This is a genomic window from Pseudomonas sp. H3_D04 (assembly GCF_054669175.1).
This window is the reverse complement of sequence record NZ_CP162801.1, coordinates 4,004,272-4,022,911: the sequence shown is the minus strand read 5'-3', so window position 1 is coordinate 4,022,911 and position 18,640 is coordinate 4,004,272. Positions and strand designations below refer to the sequence as shown.

The window sequence follows — 18,640 nt, the reverse complement described above, 5'->3', positions numbered from 1 at the left end:
GTCATACGAGCTGTCTAAAATCCGTTATAAAGCTGCAATCTATTTATAGGCAGAGGGTCGTCGGGTTTGAGGAGTGAAGCTTTCAGTTGAAAAACTGAAAAGTCTTTCTATACACTTACCCACTGGCCAGCTGCCTGAATTTGTCCATTAGGAGTGAAAACAAGGTATGAGCACCATCGAAGAGCGCGTCAAGAAAATCGTTGCTGAGCAACTGGGCGTTAAAGAAGAAGAAGTGGTCAACACTGCTTCCTTCGTTGAAGACCTGGGTGCCGACTCCCTTGACACCGTTGAGCTGGTGATGGCTCTGGAAGAGGAATTCGAGACCGAAATCCCTGACGAAGAAGCTGAGAAGATCACTACTGTACAAGCCGCAATCGATTACGTTACTAACCACCAGGCTTAATAGCTTGTAATCGTTGCTTGCTGTCATGGAAAAACCGCACTGCCATCACGGCGTGCGGTTTTTTCTTTAGGCCTGATGCAAAGTCGTCATTTGAAAAAGGAGAGTGCTGTGTCGCGTAGACGCGTCGTAGTCACCGGTATGGGTATGTTGTCGCCACTGGGCACGGATGTGCCAAGCAGTTGGCAGGGCATTCTGGCTGGCCGCAGTGGCATTGGTCTGATCGAACACACCGACCTTTCTGCCTATTCCACCCGTTTTGGCGGCTCGGTAAAGGGCTTCAATGTCGAGGAATACCTGTCGGTCAAGGAAGCTCGAAAGCTCGATCTGTTCATTCAGTACGGTCTGGCCGCAGGTTTTCAGGCTGTACGTAACGCAGGCCTTGAAGTCACCGACGCCAACCGTGAACGCATCGGCGTGGCCATGGGGTCGGGTATTGGCGGTCTGACCAATATCGAAGAAACCAGCCGCACCCTGCATGATTCCGGGCCACGACGGATTTCTCCGTTTTTCGTGCCTGGCTCGATCATCAATATGATTTCCGGTTTTCTGTCCATCCACTTGGGTGCACAGGGACCTAACTACGCCATCGCCACCGCGTGTACCACCGGTACGCACTGCATTGGCATGGCTGCGCGCAACATCATGTACGACGAAGCCGACGTGATGATTGCCGGCGGCGCCGAGATGGCGGCTTGCGGTCTGGGCATGGGTGGCTTCGGTGCTTCCCGTGCGCTGTCGACCCGCAACGACGAGCCAACCCGTGCCAGCCGTCCATGGGACAAGGGCCGTGATGGCTTCGTTTTGTCCGACGGTGCCGGCGCCCTGGTTCTCGAAGAGCTGGAGCACGCCAAGGCGCGCGGCGCGACCATCTATGCCGAGCTGATCGGTTTCGGCACCAGCGGCGATGCCTACCACATGACTTCGCCTCCCGCCGATGGCGCCGGTGCTGCCCGTTGCATCACTAATGCCTTGCGCGACGCCAGGATCAATGGCGATCAGGTCCAGTACATCAACGCCCACGGCACCTCGACCTCGGCCGGCGACCTCGCCGAAGCCTGTGCGATCAAGTCGGTGTTCGGCGATCACGCCTACAAACTGGCCGTCAGTTCGACCAAGTCCATGACCGGTCACTTGCTGGGTGCAGCAGGCGCAGTCGAGGCGATCTTCAGCGTGCTGGCGATCAACAGCCAGGTAGCGCCACCGACCATCAACCTCGATGAACCGGACGAAGGCTGCGATCTCGATTTCGTGCCGCACACCGCGCGCAATATGGATATCGATGTGGTGCTCTCCAACTCCTTCGGATTTGGCGGTACCAACGGCTCGCTGGTGTTCCGCCGGTTCGCTGACTGATGGACAGCTGGGTCGACGGTCAGCCGGCTGACGCTTTGTCGCTGAAGGATCGCGGCCTGGCTTACGGTGATGGTCTGTTCGAGACCATCGCCGTGCGTGGTGGGCAACCCTTGTTGCTGGACCGACATCTGTCGCGTCTGGCCGATGGCTGTTCACGGCTGGCGATCACTGCCGATCACGAGTTGATCCGCAGTGAGCTGCTGGCCTATGCCGCCGCACTGGGTCAAGGTATGCTCAAGCTCATCCTCACCCGCGGCGACAGTCTGCGTGGTTACGCTCCCGATCCTTCGGCTCAGGCCCGACGTATTCTGCAAGGAAATCCACCCGCTGCTTATCCTGCCGTTCATGGCGAGCAGGGCGTTCGCCTGTTCCCGTGTGCGACGCGACTGTCCAGGCAACCACTGCTTGCCGGCCTCAAACACCTGAACCGCCTGGAGCAGGTCATAGCCCGTTCCGAATGGCAGGACACCGAGCATGCCGAAGGCTTGATGCTCGACAGGACAGGACGGGTGATCGAAGGCGTATTCAGTAATCTTTTCCTGGTGCGCGATGGCGTGTTGATCACAGCCGATTTGAAGCGCTGCGGCGTGGCGGGTGTGATGCGTGCCGAATTATTGTTTCAAGCCGAGTCATTGGGGATCCCCACGCAAATCACCGACATTAGCCTCGATCAGCTGCAATGGGCCGATGAAGTCTTTGTCTGCAACAGCGTGTATGGCGTTTGGCCGGTGCGCGCCTATGCTGCGCTGAGCTGGCCGGTTGGGCCGCTCACCCGTAAACTCCAAACCATTGCCCATGCGCTACTGGATGCTTGATACGTGAGACGTAAATTGTTGCTGCTGCTGGAAACCGGATTGGTTCTGGCAGGGCTGTGTCTGGGCGCCTCCGCCTGGAAGATTCATACGGCGCTGAATCAGCCGCTGAACATCACCCAGGAAGAACTGCTGGAAGTGCCTAAAGGCACGACACCCACCCGCACCTTCTATCGACTCGAAGCCGATGGCGTCATCAAGGACGCTTTCTGGTTGCGCGTGTATTGGCGATTCAATCTGGCCGGACAACCCTTGCACAAGGGCGAATACCGCATGCAGCCCGGCATGACCGTCGAAGGGCTGATCGACCTGTGGAAACGTGGGGACATCGTTCAGTACAGTCTGACTCTGGTCGAAGGCTGGAATTTTCATCAGGTCCGGGCGGCATTGGCCAAGGATGAAAAACTCGAGCAGACCCTCAACGGCTTGAGCGATAGCGAAGTGATGACCAAGCTGGGCCATACCGGGATCTTTCCCGAGGGCCGGTTCTTCCCCGACACTTACCGCTTCGTGCGGGGCATGACCGACGTCGATCTGCTGAAAAAAGCCTACGATCGCCTCGACGAAGTCCTGGCCAGGGAATGGGAGCAGCGCGCTGCTGATTTGCCGTACACCGAACCCTATCAGGCGCTGATCATGGCCTCGCTGGTTGAAAAGGAAACCGGTGTGCCCCAGGAGCGCGGGCAGATTGCAGGCGTGTTCGTGCGACGCATGGCGATGGGCATGCTGCTGCAGACCGATCCGACGGTGATCTACGGCCTGGGTGATCGCTACAGCGGCAAGTTGACCCGCGCCCACCTCAAGGAGGCCACGCCGTACAACACCTATATGATTTCGGGCCTGCCACCCACCCCGATTGCCATGGTCGGCCGCGAAGCGATCCATGCCGCGTTGAACCCGGTGGCAGGCAACAGCCTCTACTTTGTGGCTCGCGGTGACGGCAGCCACGTGTTCTCCGATGATCTGGACGCCCACAATAATGCGGTGCGCGAGTTCCAGCTCAAGCGTCGTGCCGATTATCGGTCCAGTCCGGCACCGGTCTCCGCGCCAGAAACTCCGAGTGCCGACACACCGGGTGCCGAAGCGCCGATTCCGGCCGCTTCGCCCAATCCCGATCCCGAAGCTTTGCCAGAAGTAGCGCCACAAGACGCGCCGCAAGAACCCGCTCCGGCGCCCGAACCCGTGCCCGAGCCGGACACACCGGCTCCGCAAAGCCCGCAATGACTCTGATTAAGGACTGCCCGTGACTGGCTTGTTTATTACCCTGGAAGGCCCGGAAGGCGCCGGCAAGAGCACCAACCGCGAATACCTGGCCGAGCGCCTGCGCGCCGCCGGTATCGAGGTGGTGTTGACCCGCGAGCCGGGTGGTACGCCCTTGGCCGAGCGGATCCGCGAGGTGCTGTTGGCGCCGGTTGATGAAGTCATGAACCCTGACACCGAGCTGCTGCTGGTGTTCGCCGCGCGCGCCCAGCATCTGGCCGAGGTGATTCGCCCGGCGCTGGCCCGCGGCGCGGTGGTCTTGTGTGATCGCTTTACCGATTCGACCTACGCCTATCAGGGCGGCGGTCGTGGTCTGTCGCTGGAGCGTATCGCGGCCCTCGAAACCTTTGTGCAGGGCGATTTGCGCCCGGATCTGACGCTGATCTTCGATCTGCCGGTGGAAGTGGGTCTGGCCCGCGCCAGCGCTCGCGGTCGCCTGGATCGTTTTGAACTCGAAGGCCGAACCTTTTTTGATGCCGTGCGCAGTGCGTTCCTCAAGCGCGCTGAAGCTGACCCGGCGCGTTATGTGCGGGTCGATGCCGCTCAGCCGCTGGCACAGGTTCAGCAGTCGCTGGACGCCTTGCTGCCACGCCTGCTGGAGTTGGCCCGTGGCTGAAGCGTATCCGTGGCAGGACAGCCTCTGGCAGCAGTTGGCCGGTCGCAAGCAACATGCGCACGCCTATCTGCTGCATGGCCCGGCCGGGATCGGCAAGCGGGCGCTGGCGGAACGGTTGATGGCCAGTTTGCTGTGCCAGCGTCCGACCGCGCAGGATGCCTGCGGTGAATGCAAGTCCTGCCTGCTGCTCAAGGCCGGCAGCCACCCCGACAACTACATCCTGGAACCCGAAGAGGCCGACAAGGCGATCAAGGTCGATCAGGTGCGCGATCTGGTCAGTTTCGTGGTCCAGACCGCTCAAATGGGCGGGCGCAAAGTGGTGTTGATCGAGCCGGTCGAGTCGATGAACATCAACGCCGCGAACGCCTTGCTCAAAAGTCTTGAGGAGCCGTCCGGCGACACCGTTTTGCTGTTGGTCAGCCACCAGACCAGTCGTCTGCTGCCGACCATCAAGAGCCGCTGCGTACAGCAGGCTTGTCCGCTGCCGAGCGAAGCGATGAGTCTTGCCTGGCTGGCCAAGGCCCTGCCGGACAGCTCGGAAGAAGAGCGTATCGAACTGCTGACCCTGGCGGCCGGCTCCCCGCTGGCGGCGGTCAAGTTGCAGGCCCAAGGCGTGCGCGAACAGCGAGCTCTGGTGGTCGAAGGCGTGAAGAAGCTGCTCAAGCAGCAGCAATCGCCGACGCAATTGGCCGAAGAATGGAAAACCGTCCCGCAGTTGCTGTTGTTCGACTGGTTCTGCGACTGGTCGAGTCTGATCCTGCGCTATCAATTGACCCAGGATGAGCAGGGGCTGGGGTTGGCGGACATGCGCAAGGTCATTCAATACCTGGCGCAGAAAACCGCTCAGGATAAAGTCTTGAATATCCAGGACTGGATTCTCGCCCAGCGTCAAAAGGTCATGAGCAAAGCTAACCTCAATCCGGCCTTGTTGCTGGAGGCACTGCTGGTGCAATGGGCATCCTTGCCTACCCAGAAGTGATCGTCTGTGCCTAGACTCTGATCATCAGCAATGGAGGTCAGCATGAATGAAGCCGTCAATCCGGGGCCGCGCAACGGCATTTTGTCCCTGACTATCAAGGACAAGTCCGTGCTTTACGCGGCCTACATGCCGTTCATCAAGAACGGTGGCCTGTTTATTCCGACCAACAAGAGCTACAAGTTGGGCGACGAGGTGTTCATGCTGCTGAACCTGATGGATGAGGTCGATAAGATTCCAGTAGCCGGCAAGGTTGCCTGGATTACGCCCAACGGTGCGCAGGGCAATCGGGCTGCCGGGGTCGGCGTACAATTCAACGACGGCGACAACACCGCGCGCAGTCGAATCGAAACCCATCTGGCCGGAGCCCTGAAGTCCGACCGTCCCACTCATACGATGTAAGTTGCAGCCCTTTTATGCTCGTAGATTCCCATTGTCACCTCGATCGTCTTGACCTCGCCGCCCACGACGGCTCCCTGGATGCCGCGCTTGATGCGGCCCGGCAGCGCGGGGTAGGGCACTTTTTATGTATCGGCGTCAGCGTTGAAAATGCCGCGGATGTCAAAGCCCTGGCCGAACGTTATGGCGACGTCGACTGTTCAGTGGGCGTGCATCCTCTGGATGTACAGCCGGGTGCCGCTCCGGCGCTGGATTGGTTGTTGCGTGAGCTCAATCACCCCCGTGTCGTGGCCATCGGTGAAACCGGCCTGGATTATCACTACGAGCCGGAAGCGGCAGAGTTGCAGCAGGCATCGTTTCGCTTGCACCTGCAGGCGGCCCAGCAAACAGGCAAACCGGTGATCATCCACACCCGTGGCGCCCGTGCCGATACGTTGAGTTTGCTGCGCGAGGCTGCGTTGCCTCAGGCGGGCGTGTTGCATTGCTTCACGGAAGACTGGGACATGGCCAAGGCTGCGCTGGACATGGGCTATTACATTTCCCTGTCTGGCATTGTCACTTTTCGCAATGCCGATGCGCTGCGTGACGTCGCCAGCAAAGTGCCGGCTGATCGATTGCTGGTAGAAACCGACTCGCCGTACCTGGCGCCGATCCCTTATCGCGGCAAACCCAACCTGCCGCAGTACGTGCGCGAGGTGGCGGAGTTTCTGGCAATGTTGCGGGGTGAGGCTTACGAGCGATTTGCCGAGCAGACCACTGAAAACTTCAAGCGCCTGTTTCCGCTGGCGCATGTGAAGGGCTGAATCGCAGGCAAAAAAAACCCGGGTTCTGGGGGGTGAATCCGGGTTAAGACCATTAGGAGTAAAACAAAGGCACGCGGTCCGTTGGTACCTATATCGACGCGACACTTGGGGGAGATGCCCCGCCGACAGTTCAAGTATTGATCAGTATTGCGCCGAGTCCAGTTTACCGGTCCCGGTTTTTAAACAATTTTGGAATACGGGCGCTTCGGAAGTGTTCTCATCAACAGGCGACCCTGTGTGAAATCATCAAGAAACACAGGTATGGTCGGATGATCCGTGCATTTTGGCGCAAGTTAGGCATAATACGCGGCTTCGAATTTTGACCCCTACAGACCTTTTCTTATGCATAAAGAACCTCGTAAGGTCCGTGAGTTTCGTCGCCGCGAGCAAGAAATTCTCGATACCGCGCTCAAGCTGTTCCTCGACCAAGGTGAAGACAGTGTCACCGTCGAGATGATTGCTGATGCCGTCGGTATCGGCAAAGGCACGATCTACAAGCATTTCAAATCCAAGGCGGAGATCTATCTGCGCCTGATGCTCGACTACGAGCGTGATCTGAACGAGCTGTTGCATTCGGCTGATGTCGACAAGGACAAGGAAGCCCTGTCCCGGGCCTACTTCGAATTCCGCATGCGCGATCCGCAACGCTATCGCTTGTTCGATCGGCTGGAAGAGAAGGTGGTCAAGGGCAACCAGGTGCCGGAGATGGTCGAGGAACTGCACAAGATCCGCGCCTCGAACTTCGAACGCCTGACCTTGCTGATCAAGGGCCGGATCAGCGAAGGCAAGCTTGAAGACGTGCCGCCTTACTTCCATTACTGCGCGTCCTGGGCGCTGGTGCACGGTGCCGTGGCGCTGTATCACTCGCCGTTCTGGAGCAATGTGCTGGAAGATCAGGAAGGTTTCTTCCAGTTCCTGATGGATATCGGCGTGCGTATGGGCAACAAGCGCAAGCGCGATACCGACACTCCGAGTAGCTGAACCATTCAGTTGCCTTATTGCGCCATGATTTCTCTATATGGCGCAGTACCTCAGGAATATACTCAGGCATGGGACTTGCTAAAACTTGATTTGTGAGTCAAGTTTTACGCGTTCAAATTCCTTTCGCCGGAGTGCTCCATGATCGTTGACCGTCAAGGCAGGCGTTTCCGCAATCTGCGGATCAGCCTGACCTCAGCCTGCAATTACGCGTGTACCTACTGCGTGCCCAACGGCAAGCGGCTGGTGGCTGCACAGGACGAATTGTCGGCCGACGCCATGGCGCGCGGCGTGGCGTACCTGATCGAAGCGGCGGGCATCGAGCGCTTGCGCATCACCGGTGGCGAGCCGCTGGTCAGCCCCAAGCTCGAAGCCTTCATGACGGCCGTCGGCAAGATGGGCCTGGAAGACATCAGCCTGACTACCAATGGTCAGCTGCTGGCGAAAAAGCTGCCGTTGCTGGTAGACGCCGGCATCCGTCGCATCAACGTTTCCCTCGATACCCTGCATGCCAGCGCGTTCCGCAGCATTGCCCGTGGCGGCGACCTGGCGACCGTGCTCGACGGGATGGATCAGGCCAAGGCCGCCGGCCTTAAAATCAAGGTCAACATGGTGCCCCTGCGCGGCCAGAACCTTGATCAAGTGATGCCGCTGCTCGATTACTGCCTGGAGCGTGGCTATGAATTGCGCTTCATCGAGCTGATGCGCATGGGGCATCTGGCCAGCGACAACAACGCTTTCCTGCAACAGTTCGTCAGCCTTCAGCAGTTGCTGAGCCTGATTGGCGAGCGTTACGAGTATTTGCAGGCCGATGCACCCGTAGACGCCACTGCCGTGCGTTATCAAATACCGGGGCTTGGGCACTTCGGCGTGATCGCCAATGAAAGCGTTCCCTTCTGCCGGACTTGTTCGCGCCTGCGTCTGTCGTCCACCGGCTGGCTGCATGGCTGTTTATCGTCGAGCAATCGCCACTATGTCGGCGATCTGCTCGACAAGCCGCGCCATCAGGCATTGCCGGCGTTGCAGCGACTCCTGGTGAAAGCCTTGGGGGACAAGCAGGAAGTGGCGTTCTCGGGGGGGGCGACCATCATGAAGATTATTGGCGGCTGATCGGGCCTCATTGTACGAACGCCGCTCCGAGCCTGCTCGCGATTGCTATCTATAAGGCCACAACATCCTTGAGCTGGCGCGGAAGCTGCATCCAATGGCCATTCGCCGGTTTTCCGTCACCGGCCTCTGGAGGGTAGGATGCGTAGCCTGGTTTTGCTGCTGGCCGTTTTGGCGCTTGGTGGCTGCATGAATGTCAGCGATATGGCTGAAGGAACTCGCTACCACATGAGCGATGCAGGGCTGCTGGATCACAGCGACAGTCGTCGGGTGAATAACCTGCGCATTCAGCCGGACTCATTCATCTACATCGCCCAAGGTGCCTTCGCGCCGCCGGGCAGTGCTTATCCGCGACCTAACGTGGTCGCTGAAGAAGCCTTCAACGGTTTTATCGAATATTTCCCGATGGTCCGCCGCGCGCGCGCGCCCGAAGGTCTCGACCAGGCCATGGGTGAAGCCCGCGCCGCCGGTGCCCATTACCTGCTTTACACACGGTTCGCCAAGGCGGATGACCGAATCGGTAACTCGGACGAATGGCTCGATCAGGAATACGTGGATCGCCTGGGCATCGACAGCGGCGTGATTCAGATCATGTTGATCGAGACCAGCACCCAGTATTTGATTGATACTGCACGTATCAAGAGTCGTGGCGGTTTACTGACGTTCCACGATAACAAGCCACAAGACCTGATCGGCCCGCCGCTTGAGCAATACGCGCGCAGCCTGATTGGTCTCAGCGACCAGTAATCCAAGGAGAACGCCATGAGTGGCCCGCAAAAAGCCAACGACTTGTTGGGGCAAATCCCCAAAACCAAAGGCTTGCCGCCGGTCCACCTGTGGAACCCTGATTTCTGTGGCGACATCGACATGCGCATCGCCCGCGACGGCACCTGGTATTACCTGGGGACGCCGATCGGGCGCAAGCCGATGGTCAAATTGTTTTCCACCATCATTCGCCGCGATGGCGATGACTATTTTCTGATCACTCCGGTCGAGAAAGTGGGCATCAAGGTCGATGATGCGCCGTTTGTGGCGATTGCCGTGGACGTGGAAGGCGAGGGCGAAGCCCAGCTTCTGCGCTTCACCACCAACGTCGACGAGACCACGGACGCCGGCACCGAACACCCGATTCGCGTGGTGATCGACCCGGTCACGCAAGAGCCAGCACCCTACGTGCATGTGCGCACCAACCTCGAAGCCCTGATCCATCGCAATGTGTTTTACCAACTGGTGGAGTTGGCAGTGACCCGTGAGATCGACGGGCAACGTTGGCTGGGTGTATGGAGCGGCGGAAAATTCTTCCCCATCGGCCTTGAGCCTTAACGCATAGCACTGTGGGGGCGGGCGTGCTCGCGATGAGGCCATAACATCAACCTAGATGTTACCTGTTACGCCGCCATCGCGAGCAGGCTCGCTCCCACATTGGATGTGTGAGTCATCCAAAAAATCAAATTGACACCCAATCATATGATGATTAGCGTGGACACCCATCGCGAACGGCTTTGTGCCGCTCCTGCATCGAGGTGTCCATGTCCAGCAGTTTTCATGCGTCGACCGTCGATTGGCTGGGTTGCTGGATAACCGCCGGCCAGGTCAAGCCGGGTGAAACCATCAAGGTCGAAGCCGACCTGGGTGAGCAGTTGGGTGTCAGTCGCACGGTCATCCGCGAAGCCATCAAAACCCTGGTCGCCAAAGGCATGCTCGAAGTCGGGCCAAAGGTCGGTACACGGGTATTGCCGGTGCGACGCTGGAACCTCTTCGACCCGCAAGTAGTGGGTTGGCTTTCGCGCAGCGGCTTGCCGGAAAATTTCGTCGACGACTTGCTCGATCTGCGCCGCACCATCGAACCGATGGCCGTGCGCTGGGCCTGTGAGCGCGCGACGGTCGAACAGGTCCAGGCAATCCAGCAGGCCTATAACGCGTTGGAACGGGCGGTGGACAGCGGCGTCGATTACAACCGCGCCGACCAGGTCTTCCACGAGTGCATACTCGCCGCCAGCCACAACCAGTTCATCGAACAAATGGTCCCGGCCCTTGGCGCGTTGTTGGCGGTGTCGTTCGAAGTGTCCGCCGCCGACCCGGACGAATTGCGCCGCACGCTGCCGATTCACAAAGACATGGCCGACGCCATCGCCGCACGGGATGCCGCGCGGGGTGTCTGGGCCTGCATGACCCTGATCGATAACGCGGACCTGGCGATCAAACGCTTTTATCCAAAAGTCATGGCCGACAAAAAAGCCGGCTGAGAGGCTTGCGCCACATAAAAAACAACAGGAGGTTTCATGACGTGGAATGCGGTTACCGGACACCGTGCGCAACTCGGTGAAGGTCCGTTCTGGGATGTGCCGACCCAGGCGCTGTATTGGGTGGACATCGCCGGCAAGCAAGCCCTGCGGCTGATCGGCGCCAACGTGCAAATCTGGAAAATGCCGGAACACGTGTCCGCGTTTATCCCCTGTGAAAGCGGCGATGCGCTCGTGACGTTGAGCAGCGGCGTCTATCGGCTGGACCTTGATTCACCAGGGCTTGAACCGCGCCTGACCTTGCTCTGCGTCGCCGACCCGCAACCCGGCAACCGCGCCAACGAAGCCCGCTGCGATGCACAGGGTCGGCTCTGGCTTGGCACCATGCAGAACAACATCGGTGAAAATGGCGAAGACCTGCCCATTGTGCGTCGCTCCGGCGGCCTGTTTCGCATCGACCGCGACGCCCGGGTCACGCCGCTGCTTCGCGGGCTGGGCATTCCCAACACGTTGCTGTGGAGCGAGGACGAGACCACGCTGTTTTTCGCCGACAGCATGGACAAAACCTTGTACCGCCATTTCGTCCACACCGATGGCAACCTGGACACCGCGTATGTCTGGTTCGGTCCCCACGATCGGGGCGGCCCCGATGGCTCGGCGATGGATGCCGAGGGTTTCATCTGGAACGCCCGCTGGGACGGTAGCTGCCTGATCAGGCTAACCCCGGATGGCTATGTCGACCGCGTGATCGAATTGCCGGTCAGCCGCCCCACCAGTTGCGTGTTCGGCGGCGAAGACTTGAAAACCCTGTACGTCACCAGCGCCGCGAGTCCGCTCAACCACCCGCTGGACGGCGCGCTGCTGTCGATTCGCGTCGATGTACCCGGAAAAACCTGCACCCGCTTTGCTGGATGAAATCCCAAAATATGGGATGTAAAATTATATATTGAGATTATTTGGTGGTCGGGTTTATAGTCGGCCATCAGTTACACGCACTCACACTTAAAAAAACAAAACAGGTGAAGTGATGCAGCGATTTTCCAAAAGGACTTTTGACCGGACATCGACAGATGCCCGGCTTTTGTCGTCCCTGAAAAAAGGGGGCTTGATCCATGGCTGAGCCTCTTTCCTTGCCAGCCGTGCCCGAACCGCCCAAAGGCGAGCGCCTGAAAAACAAGGTCGTGCTGCTGACCGGCGCTGCGCAGGGAATCGGCGAGGCCATCGTCGCCACGTTCGCGTCGCAACAGGCCAAACTGATCATCAGTGATATTCAGGCCGAAAAAGTCGAGAAAGTCGCGGCGCACTGGCGGGACAAAGGCTTCGATGTCCAGGCCATCAAGGCCGACGTCTCCCGGCAGCAAGATCTGCACGCGATGGCCAGGTTGGCCGTCGAGCGTCACGGCCGGATCGACGTATTGGTCAACTGCGCTGGGGTCAACGTATTCCGCGATCCACTGGAAATGACCGAAGAAGACTGGCATCGCTGCTTCGCCATCGACCTCGACGGCGCGTGGTATGGCTGCAAAGCCGTGCTGCCGCAAATGATCGAGCAGGGCATCGGCAGCATCATCAACATCGCTTCGACCCATTCCACCCACATCATCCCGGGCTGCTTTCCGTACCCGGTGGCCAAGCACGGCTTGCTCGGGCTGACCCGCGCGCTGGGCATCGAATACGCGCCAAAGGGCATTCGCGTGAATGCGATCGCGCCGGGCTACATCGAAACCCAATTGAACGTCGATTACTGGAACGGTTTTGCCGACCCCCAGGCCGAACGTCAGAGGGCATTCGACCTGCATCCGCCGCGTCGTATCGGGCAACCGATGGAAGTGGCCATGACGGCCGTCTTCCTGGCCAGCGATGAAGCACCGTTCATCAATGCTTCATGCATCACCATCGATGGTGGACGCTCGGTTATGTATCACGACTGAGCAAAACGGCTTTCAGACGCGGAGTTCCGTCTGAAATCCAATCATCATACGATATGACTATTTGCAGTACCGGCTTTCAAAATAACGCTCAAAAAAAATAACAAGGAGTCAGCTATGAATCGTCGTCGTGGGATCCGTTCCCTGTGCTGTGCCGCTTTGGCGGTCACTGCGGTCAGCTTGAGCAGCACGCTGCTGGCGGCCGAGGAAGTGAAAATCGGCTTCCTGGTCAAGCAGGCGGAAGAGCCCTGGTTCCAGACCGAATGGGCATTCGCCGAAAAGGCCGGGAAAGACAAGGGCTTCACTGTCATCAAGATCGCCGTGCCTGACGGCGAGAAAACCCTCTCGGCCATCGATAGCCTTGCAGCCAATGGTGCCAAGGGCTTCGTGATCTGCCCGCCGGACGTCTCCCTTGGTCCGGCCATCATGGCCAAGGCCAAGCTCAATGGTATGAAAGTCATCGCTGTCGATGACCGTTTCGTCGATGCCAATGGCAAGTTCATGGAAGACGTTCCTTACCTCGGCATGGCCGCATTCGAAGTCGGCCAGAAGCAGGGCGCGGCAATGGCCACCGAAGCGAAAAAACGCGGCTGGGACTGGAAAGAAACCTATGCGGTGATCAACACCTTCAATGAACTCGACACCGGCAAGAAGCGCACCGACGGTTCGGTCAAAGCCCTGGAAGATGCCGGAATGCCGAAAGACCACATCCTGTTCTCGGCGCTGAAAACCCTCGACGTACCGGGCAGCATGGACGCCACCAACTCGGCTCTGGTGAAACTGCCGGGCGCGGCGAAAAACCTGATCATCGGCGGCATGAACGACAACACCGTATTGGGCGGCGTGCGCGCCACCGAAAGCGCCGGTTTCGCTGCTGCCAACGTGATCGGCATCGGCATCAACGGTACCGACGCCATCGGCGAACTGAAGAAAGCCAACAGCGGTTTCTTCGGCTCGATGCTGCCGAGCCCTCACATCGAAGGCTACAACACCGCGAGCATGATGTTCGAGTGGGTCACCACCGGCAAAGAACCACCGAAGTACACCGCGATGGACGACGTGACGCTGATCACTCGCGAGAACTTCAAGCAGGAACTGGAAAAGATCGGCCTGTGGAACTGAGGGCTGGTTGATTTCATCGGCGGCCCTGGCGACGGGGCCGCCTGATCTGTGTGATGAGGTGGTTTTATGCACGCGCAAGTACAGACACATGAGCACAGCGTCGGCGGCAGCCTGCGCTTCAACGGGATCGGCAAGACGTTTCCCGGGGTGAAGGCGCTGGATGGCATCAGTTTCGTCGCTCATCCGGGGCAGGTTCACGCCTTGATGGGCGAGAACGGTGCCGGCAAATCGACCCTGCTGAAAATCCTCGGCGGTGCTTACACGCCGAGCAGCGGCGACCTGCAGATCGGCGAGCAGACGATGGTCTTCAAGTCCACCGCCGACAGCATCGCCAGTCGGGTGGCGGTGATCCATCAAGAGCTGCATCTGGTCCCGGAAATGACCGTGGCGGAGAACCTGTTCCTCGGTCATCTGCCGGCCAGTTTCGGCCTGATCAATCGAGGCGCGCTGCGCCAGCAAGCGTTGGCCTGCCTCAAAGGCCTGGCCGATGAAATCGACCCGCAAGAGAAAGTCGGGCGCCTGTCCCTCGGTCAGCGACAGCTGGTGGAGATTGCGAAGGCGTTGTCCCGTGGCGCGCATGTGATTGCCTTCGACGAACCCACCAGCAGCCTGTCGGCGCGGGAAATCGATCGCTTGATGGCGATCATCGGGCGTCTGCGCGACGAAGGCAAAGTGGTGCTTTACGTGTCCCATCGCATGGAAGAAGTGTTCCGCATCTGCAACGCGGTGACGGTGTTCAAGGACGGCCGCTACGTGCGCACGTTCGAGGACATGAGCGAACTGACCCACGACCAGTTGGTGACGTGCATGGTCGGGCGCGACATTCAGGATATCTACGATTACCGCAGCCGCCAGCGGGGCGCTGTGGCGCTCAAGGTTGACGGTTTGCTCGGGCCGGGACTGCGCGAACCGGTGAGTTTCGAGGTGCACAAGGGCGAGATTCTCGGGCTGTTCGGCCTGGTGGGCGCGGGGCGTACCGAGCTGTTCCGGATACTCAGCGGGCTGACGCGCAACACCGCCGGACGCCTGGAGCTTCGTGGTCATGAGGTGAAACTGCGTTCCCCCCGTGATGCCATCGCGGCCGGGATTCTGCTGTGTCCCGAAGATCGCAAGAAGGAGGGCATCCTGCCGCTCGCCAGCGTCGCCGAGAACATCAACATCAGCGCACGCGGCGCCCATTCCACGTTCGGTTGCCTGTTGCGCGGCTTTTGGGAAAAGGGCAACGCCGACAAGCAGATCAAGGCGCTGAAAGTGAAGACGCCGAGCGCCGAGCAGAAAATCATGTACCTGTCCGGCGGCAATCAGCAGAAGGCCATTCTCGGCCGTTGGCTGTCGATGCCGATGAAAGTCCTGTTGCTCGATGAACCGACGCGCGGCATCGATATCGGCGCGAAAGCCGAGATCTACCAGATCATCCATAACCTGGCTGCCAGCGGCATCGCGGTGATCGTGGTGTCCAGCGACCTGATGGAAGTGATGGGTATTTCCGACCGCATCCTGGTGCTCTGCGAAGGCGCGATGCGCGGCGAGTTGTCTCGCGCAGAGGCCAATGAATCCAACCTGCTGCAACTGGCTTTGCCGCGCCAACGTGCTGACGGCGTGGCGAACTGAGAGGTGACTATGACCATCCAAAACAACGCTCTGCCCACTGCACGCAAACCTCTGGACCTGCGGCGCTTTCTCGACGACTGGGTGATGCTGCTGGCGGCGGTCGGGATCTTCGTGCTGTGCACGCTGCTGATCGACAACTTCCTGTCGCCGCTGAACATGCGCGGCCTGGGCCTGGCGATTTCGACAACGGGCATCGCGGCCTGCACCATGCTGTATTGCCTGGCGTCCGGGCATTTCGATTTGTCGGTGGGCTCGGTGATTGCCTGTGCCGGCGTGGTCGCGGCGGTGGTGATGCGCGACACCGACAGTGTGTTTCTCGGCGTGAGTGCGGCGCTGGTGATGGGGCTGATTGTCGGGCTGATCAACGGCATCGTCATCGCCAAGCTGCGGGTCAACGCGTTGATCACCACCCTGGCGACCATGCAGATCGTTCGTGGCCTGGCTTACATTTTTGCCAATGGCAAAGCGGTCGGCGTGTCGCAGGAGTCGTTCTTCGTCTTTGGTAACGGCCAGTTGTTTGGCGTGCCGGTGCCGATCCTGATCACCATCGTGTGCTTCCTGTTTTTCGGCTGGCTGTTGAATTACACCACCTACGGGCGCAATACCATGGCCATCGGCGGCAACCAGGAAGCGGCGTTGCTGGCCGGGGTGAACGTTGACCGGACCAAGATCATCATCTTTGCCGTGCACGGTGTGATTGGCGCGTTGGCCGGGGTGATTCTGGCGTCGCGGATGACCTCCGGGCAGCCGATGATTGGCCAAGGGTTTGAGTTGACGGTGATCTCGGCGTGCGTGCTGGGCGGGGTGTCGTTGAGCGGCGGGATCGGCATGATCCGGCATGTGATTGCCGGGGTGTTGATTCTGGCGATCATTGAGAATGCGATGAACCTGAAGAACATCGACACGTTCTATCAATACGTGATTCGCGGTTCGATCTTGCTGTTGGCCGTCGTGATTGATCGTCTCAAACAACGTTAACTTCGCTTTGTGGCGAGGGAGCTTGCTCCCGCTGGGCTGCGCAGCGGCCCCAAAATCACTGTTTTGATTCAGGATTTTGCGAGTGCTGCGCACTCGAGCGGGAGCAAGCTCCCCGCCACAGTGATTACTCCTTCCGTCACCTCCCTTAAAAAGTCCTTGCCCGCACCATCGCGTTTCGGTTATCACTTTGTACATGATTAGACAGGTACGATTTGACAAGAAACAACGGGTGGTCGACGAACTCATCCGGCGGATTGAAAGCGGCCTCATGGAGGACGGCTTTCTGTTGCCGGGCGAGCATCAATTGGCTCAAGAATTCAAAGTCAGCCGCGGCACGCTGCGTGAGGCCCTTGCCGAGTTGAAACGACGCAACTACATCGCGACCCAAAGCGGCGTCGGCTCCATCGTCACCTTCGACGGTGTGGTGCTCGATCAACGCAGCGGCTGGGCGCAAGCGCTCGCCGACAGCGGGGCGCTGATCAATACCGAAGTGCTGCGGCTGGAGGCCGTCACGCGGCCTGATTTGCTGCCGCGCTTCGGCACCGACCAATTCATCACCCTCGACCGGCGCCGTCGCTCCACCGATGGCAAGCTGGTGTCCCTCGAACGCTCATTGATGCCCGCCACCGGAGGCCTGGAAAGCCTGCCGCGGGTCGGCCTCATCGACAATTCCCTGACCATCACCCTGGCCGCCTACGGCTACATCGGTGAACGCGGCGATCAATGGATCGGCGCAGAACCCTTGAACGCCGAAGACGCCGCGTTGCTCGGTCGTCCGGTGGGCACCGTCTTCCTCAAAGCCTTGCGCACCACCTACGACCGGCAAAACCGGTTCATGGAACAGGTCGAAAGCTTGCTCGACCCGGTGCATTTTCGTCTGCACCTGCAGTTTGGAGAGTCGAAATGACCGCGCTCGACCGTGCGCTCGGCGCGTTCTACGGACTGGCCCTGGGCGATGCGCTGGGCATGCCGACGCAATCCCTGAGCCGCGCCGAGATCTCGGCGCGCTTCGGTGCGATCACTGATCTGCAAGACGCCGGCCCCGATCAGCCGATTGCCGCCAACATGCCCAAGGGCTCGATCACCGACGACACCGAACAGGCGATTCTGGTCGGTCAATTGTTGGTGGCCGGTGAGGGCCGGATCGAACCGGCCGTGCTCGCTCAGCGGCTGATCGAATGGGAGGCCGGGATGCAGGCCAAGGGTTCTCAAGACTTACTCGGCCCTTCGACCAAGCGCGCAATCGAAATGATCCTGGCCGGCCACTCGCCGGAAGAAGCGGGGCGCTACGGCACCACCAACGGCGCGGCGATGCGCATCACGCCGGTCGGTATCGCCACGGATGTCGCCCAGCCTGAACGTTTTATAAGCGCCGTCGTGCAGGCCTGCCAGGTCACCCACAACACCACGCTGGGAATTTCCAGTGCGGCGGCGGTGGCGGCAGTGGTTTCGGCCGGCATCAACGGCATGGACCTGGGCGAGGCGTTGAACCTCGGTCAGCAGATCGCCCAACAAGCCGAAAGTCATGGCCACTGGGTGGCGGGCGGACGGATTGCCTCGCGCATCAGCTGGGCGCGGACCATCAGCGTCGACAGTGACAAAGCGTTGCTGGCGGATTTGCTGTACGACGTGATCGGCACGTCGGTGGCTTCGCAGGAATCGGTCGTGGTCTCGTTTGCCCTGGCGCAACAAGTGGCCGTTGGTGAAATGAACGCCTTCGAAGCGCTGTGCATGGCCGCGAGCCTGGGCGGTGACACCGATACCATCGCGGCGATACTGGGCGCGATGCTCGGGGCCTGCCTGGGGCTTGGGAGTTGGCCGGTGGCGATGATCGAACAGGTCAAAGCCGTTAATGATCTGGAGCTGGAACCTTTGGTAAAAGGGCTTCTGGCCTTGCGCTGACTGACCTGGCCTCTTCGCGAGCAGGCTCGCTCCCACAGGTACCGTGCGGCTTGCATTATCCCTGTGGGAGCGAGCCTGCTCGCGATGGGCGCACCGCCTATTCGAATTGATAACCCCGCAATGGAAAGCACGAATACGGCCAGGATCGC

At 59.7% G+C, this 18,640-nt stretch carries 20 protein-coding genes; all 20 read left to right on the top strand.

What is annotated here, in order from left to right:
* Positions 1 to 166: 166 nt before the first annotated feature.
* Complete coding sequence (acpP, locus tag AB4N91_RS18505; RefSeq protein ID WP_003442511.1) at positions 167 to 403, top strand: acyl carrier protein; 237 nt, start codon at positions 167 to 169, stop codon at positions 401 to 403.
* Positions 404 to 511: 108 nt separating this feature from the next.
* Entirely contained in the window at positions 512 to 1,756 is a 1,245-nt protein-coding gene (gene fabF, locus AB4N91_RS18500; protein WP_008152330.1) for a beta-ketoacyl-ACP synthase II, read from the top strand.
* Positions 1,756 to 2,571, top strand: a complete 816-nt coding sequence (gene pabC, locus AB4N91_RS18495; RefSeq protein ID WP_460111504.1) for an aminodeoxychorismate lyase — start codon at positions 1,756 to 1,758, stop codon at positions 2,569 to 2,571. Before fabF ends, pabC begins: the two co-directional genes overlap by 1 nt.
* A gap of 3 nt (positions 2,572 to 2,574) precedes the next feature.
* A complete protein-coding gene (gene mltG / locus AB4N91_RS18490; RefSeq protein WP_042932290.1) occupies positions 2,575 to 3,792 on the top strand; it encodes an endolytic transglycosylase MltG in 1,218 nt (405 codons plus the stop codon).
* Between the two features lie 19 nt (positions 3,793 to 3,811).
* Positions 3,812 to 4,444: a dTMP kinase gene (gene tmk, locus AB4N91_RS18485; protein WP_010461848.1), complete on the top strand. Its 633-nt coding sequence runs from the start codon at positions 3,812 to 3,814 to the stop codon at positions 4,442 to 4,444.
* Positions 4,437 to 5,423, top strand: coding sequence for a DNA polymerase III subunit delta' (locus tag AB4N91_RS18480; RefSeq protein WP_102594305.1), 987 nt, complete (start codon positions 4,437 to 4,439; stop codon positions 5,421 to 5,423). Before tmk ends, AB4N91_RS18480 begins: the two co-directional genes overlap by 8 nt.
* 42 nt (positions 5,424 to 5,465) lie before the next feature.
* Positions 5,466 to 5,822, top strand: coding sequence for a PilZ domain-containing protein (locus tag AB4N91_RS18475; RefSeq protein ID WP_077747994.1), 357 nt, complete (start codon positions 5,466 to 5,468; stop codon positions 5,820 to 5,822).
* Positions 5,823 to 5,836: 14 nt separating this feature from the next.
* Positions 5,837 to 6,622 (top strand): TatD family hydrolase, encoded by a 786-nt coding sequence (locus AB4N91_RS18470; RefSeq protein WP_077747993.1) that lies wholly within the window; start codon positions 5,837 to 5,839, stop codon positions 6,620 to 6,622.
* Positions 6,623 to 6,964: 342 nt separating this feature from the next.
* Positions 6,965 to 7,603: a TetR/AcrR family transcriptional regulator gene (locus AB4N91_RS18465; protein WP_008152317.1), complete on the top strand. Its 639-nt coding sequence runs from the start codon at positions 6,965 to 6,967 to the stop codon at positions 7,601 to 7,603.
* Positions 7,604 to 7,741: 138 nt separating this feature from the next.
* Positions 7,742 to 8,710 (top strand): GTP 3',8-cyclase MoaA, encoded by a 969-nt coding sequence (locus tag AB4N91_RS18460; protein ID WP_460111498.1) that lies wholly within the window; start codon positions 7,742 to 7,744, stop codon positions 8,708 to 8,710.
* Between the two features lie 138 nt (positions 8,711 to 8,848).
* Positions 8,849 to 9,454, top strand: a complete 606-nt coding sequence (locus AB4N91_RS18455) for a DUF4823 domain-containing protein (RefSeq protein ID WP_010461840.1) — start codon at positions 8,849 to 8,851, stop codon at positions 9,452 to 9,454.
* A gap of 15 nt (positions 9,455 to 9,469) precedes the next feature.
* Complete coding sequence (locus tag AB4N91_RS18450) at positions 9,470 to 10,030, top strand: DUF1285 domain-containing protein (protein ID WP_154503787.1); 561 nt, start codon at positions 9,470 to 9,472, stop codon at positions 10,028 to 10,030.
* Positions 10,031 to 10,236: 206 nt separating this feature from the next.
* Positions 10,237 to 10,953, top strand: coding sequence for a FadR/GntR family transcriptional regulator (locus AB4N91_RS18445; RefSeq protein ID WP_102594304.1), 717 nt, complete (start codon positions 10,237 to 10,239; stop codon positions 10,951 to 10,953).
* 36 nt (positions 10,954 to 10,989) lie between these two features.
* A complete protein-coding gene (locus AB4N91_RS18440) occupies positions 10,990 to 11,865 on the top strand; it encodes an SMP-30/gluconolactonase/LRE family protein (protein ID WP_077747992.1) in 876 nt (291 codons plus the stop codon).
* A 197-nt stretch (positions 11,866 to 12,062) separates the two neighbouring features.
* Positions 12,063 to 12,881 (top strand): SDR family oxidoreductase, encoded by an 819-nt coding sequence (locus tag AB4N91_RS18435; RefSeq protein ID WP_102594682.1) that lies wholly within the window; start codon positions 12,063 to 12,065, stop codon positions 12,879 to 12,881.
* Between the two features lie 114 nt (positions 12,882 to 12,995).
* Entirely contained in the window at positions 12,996 to 14,000 is a 1,005-nt protein-coding gene (locus AB4N91_RS18430) for a substrate-binding domain-containing protein (RefSeq protein WP_010461828.1), read from the top strand.
* A 66-nt stretch (positions 14,001 to 14,066) separates the two neighbouring features.
* Positions 14,067 to 15,611 (top strand): L-arabinose ABC transporter ATP-binding protein AraG, encoded by a 1,545-nt coding sequence (araG, locus tag AB4N91_RS18425; protein WP_154912849.1) that lies wholly within the window; start codon positions 14,067 to 14,069, stop codon positions 15,609 to 15,611.
* A 9-nt stretch (positions 15,612 to 15,620) separates the two neighbouring features.
* Positions 15,621 to 16,589, top strand: coding sequence for an L-arabinose ABC transporter permease AraH (gene araH / locus AB4N91_RS18420; protein ID WP_010461824.1), 969 nt, complete (start codon positions 15,621 to 15,623; stop codon positions 16,587 to 16,589).
* Positions 16,590 to 16,782: 193 nt separating this feature from the next.
* Positions 16,783 to 17,496 (top strand): GntR family transcriptional regulator, encoded by a 714-nt coding sequence (locus tag AB4N91_RS18415; RefSeq protein ID WP_042932288.1) that lies wholly within the window; start codon positions 16,783 to 16,785, stop codon positions 17,494 to 17,496.
* Positions 17,493 to 18,491, top strand: coding sequence for an ADP-ribosylglycohydrolase family protein (locus AB4N91_RS18410; RefSeq protein ID WP_077747989.1), 999 nt, complete (start codon positions 17,493 to 17,495; stop codon positions 18,489 to 18,491). Before AB4N91_RS18415 ends, AB4N91_RS18410 begins: the two co-directional genes overlap by 4 nt.
* Positions 18,492 to 18,640 lie beyond the last annotated feature (149 nt).

Excerpts from the sequence above, each read along its gene's own strand:
- acpP (WP_003442511.1), top strand. The coding sequence starts at position 167 with ATGAGCACCATCGAAGAGCGCGTCAAGAAAATCGTTGCTGAGCAACTG.
- pabC (WP_460111504.1), top strand. The coding sequence starts at position 1,756 with ATGGACAGCTGGGTCGACGGTCAGCCGGCTGACGCTTTGTCGCTGAAG.
- AB4N91_RS18475 (WP_077747994.1), top strand. The coding sequence starts at position 5,466 with ATGAATGAAGCCGTCAATCCGGGGCCGCGCAACGGCATTTTGTCCCTG.
- AB4N91_RS18470 (WP_077747993.1), top strand. The coding sequence starts at position 5,837 with ATGCTCGTAGATTCCCATTGTCACCTCGATCGTCTTGACCTCGCCGCC.
- AB4N91_RS18465 (WP_008152317.1), top strand. The coding sequence starts at position 6,965 with ATGCATAAAGAACCTCGTAAGGTCCGTGAGTTTCGTCGCCGCGAGCAA.
- AB4N91_RS18460 (WP_460111498.1), top strand. The coding sequence starts at position 7,742 with ATGATCGTTGACCGTCAAGGCAGGCGTTTCCGCAATCTGCGGATCAGC.
- AB4N91_RS18455 (WP_010461840.1), top strand. The coding sequence starts at position 8,849 with ATGCGTAGCCTGGTTTTGCTGCTGGCCGTTTTGGCGCTTGGTGGCTGC.
- AB4N91_RS18450 (WP_154503787.1), top strand. The coding sequence starts at position 9,470 with ATGAGTGGCCCGCAAAAAGCCAACGACTTGTTGGGGCAAATCCCCAAA.
- AB4N91_RS18445 (WP_102594304.1), top strand. The coding sequence starts at position 10,237 with ATGTCCAGCAGTTTTCATGCGTCGACCGTCGATTGGCTGGGTTGCTGG.
- AB4N91_RS18440 (WP_077747992.1), top strand. The coding sequence starts at position 10,990 with ATGACGTGGAATGCGGTTACCGGACACCGTGCGCAACTCGGTGAAGGT.
- AB4N91_RS18435 (WP_102594682.1), top strand. The coding sequence starts at position 12,063 with ATGGCTGAGCCTCTTTCCTTGCCAGCCGTGCCCGAACCGCCCAAAGGC.
- AB4N91_RS18430 (WP_010461828.1), top strand. The coding sequence starts at position 12,996 with ATGAATCGTCGTCGTGGGATCCGTTCCCTGTGCTGTGCCGCTTTGGCG.
- araG (WP_154912849.1), top strand. The coding sequence starts at position 14,067 with ATGCACGCGCAAGTACAGACACATGAGCACAGCGTCGGCGGCAGCCTG.
- araH (WP_010461824.1), top strand. The coding sequence starts at position 15,621 with ATGACCATCCAAAACAACGCTCTGCCCACTGCACGCAAACCTCTGGAC.
- AB4N91_RS18415 (WP_042932288.1), top strand. The coding sequence starts at position 16,783 with ATGATTAGACAGGTACGATTTGACAAGAAACAACGGGTGGTCGACGAA.
- AB4N91_RS18410 (WP_077747989.1), top strand. The coding sequence starts at position 17,493 with ATGACCGCGCTCGACCGTGCGCTCGGCGCGTTCTACGGACTGGCCCTG.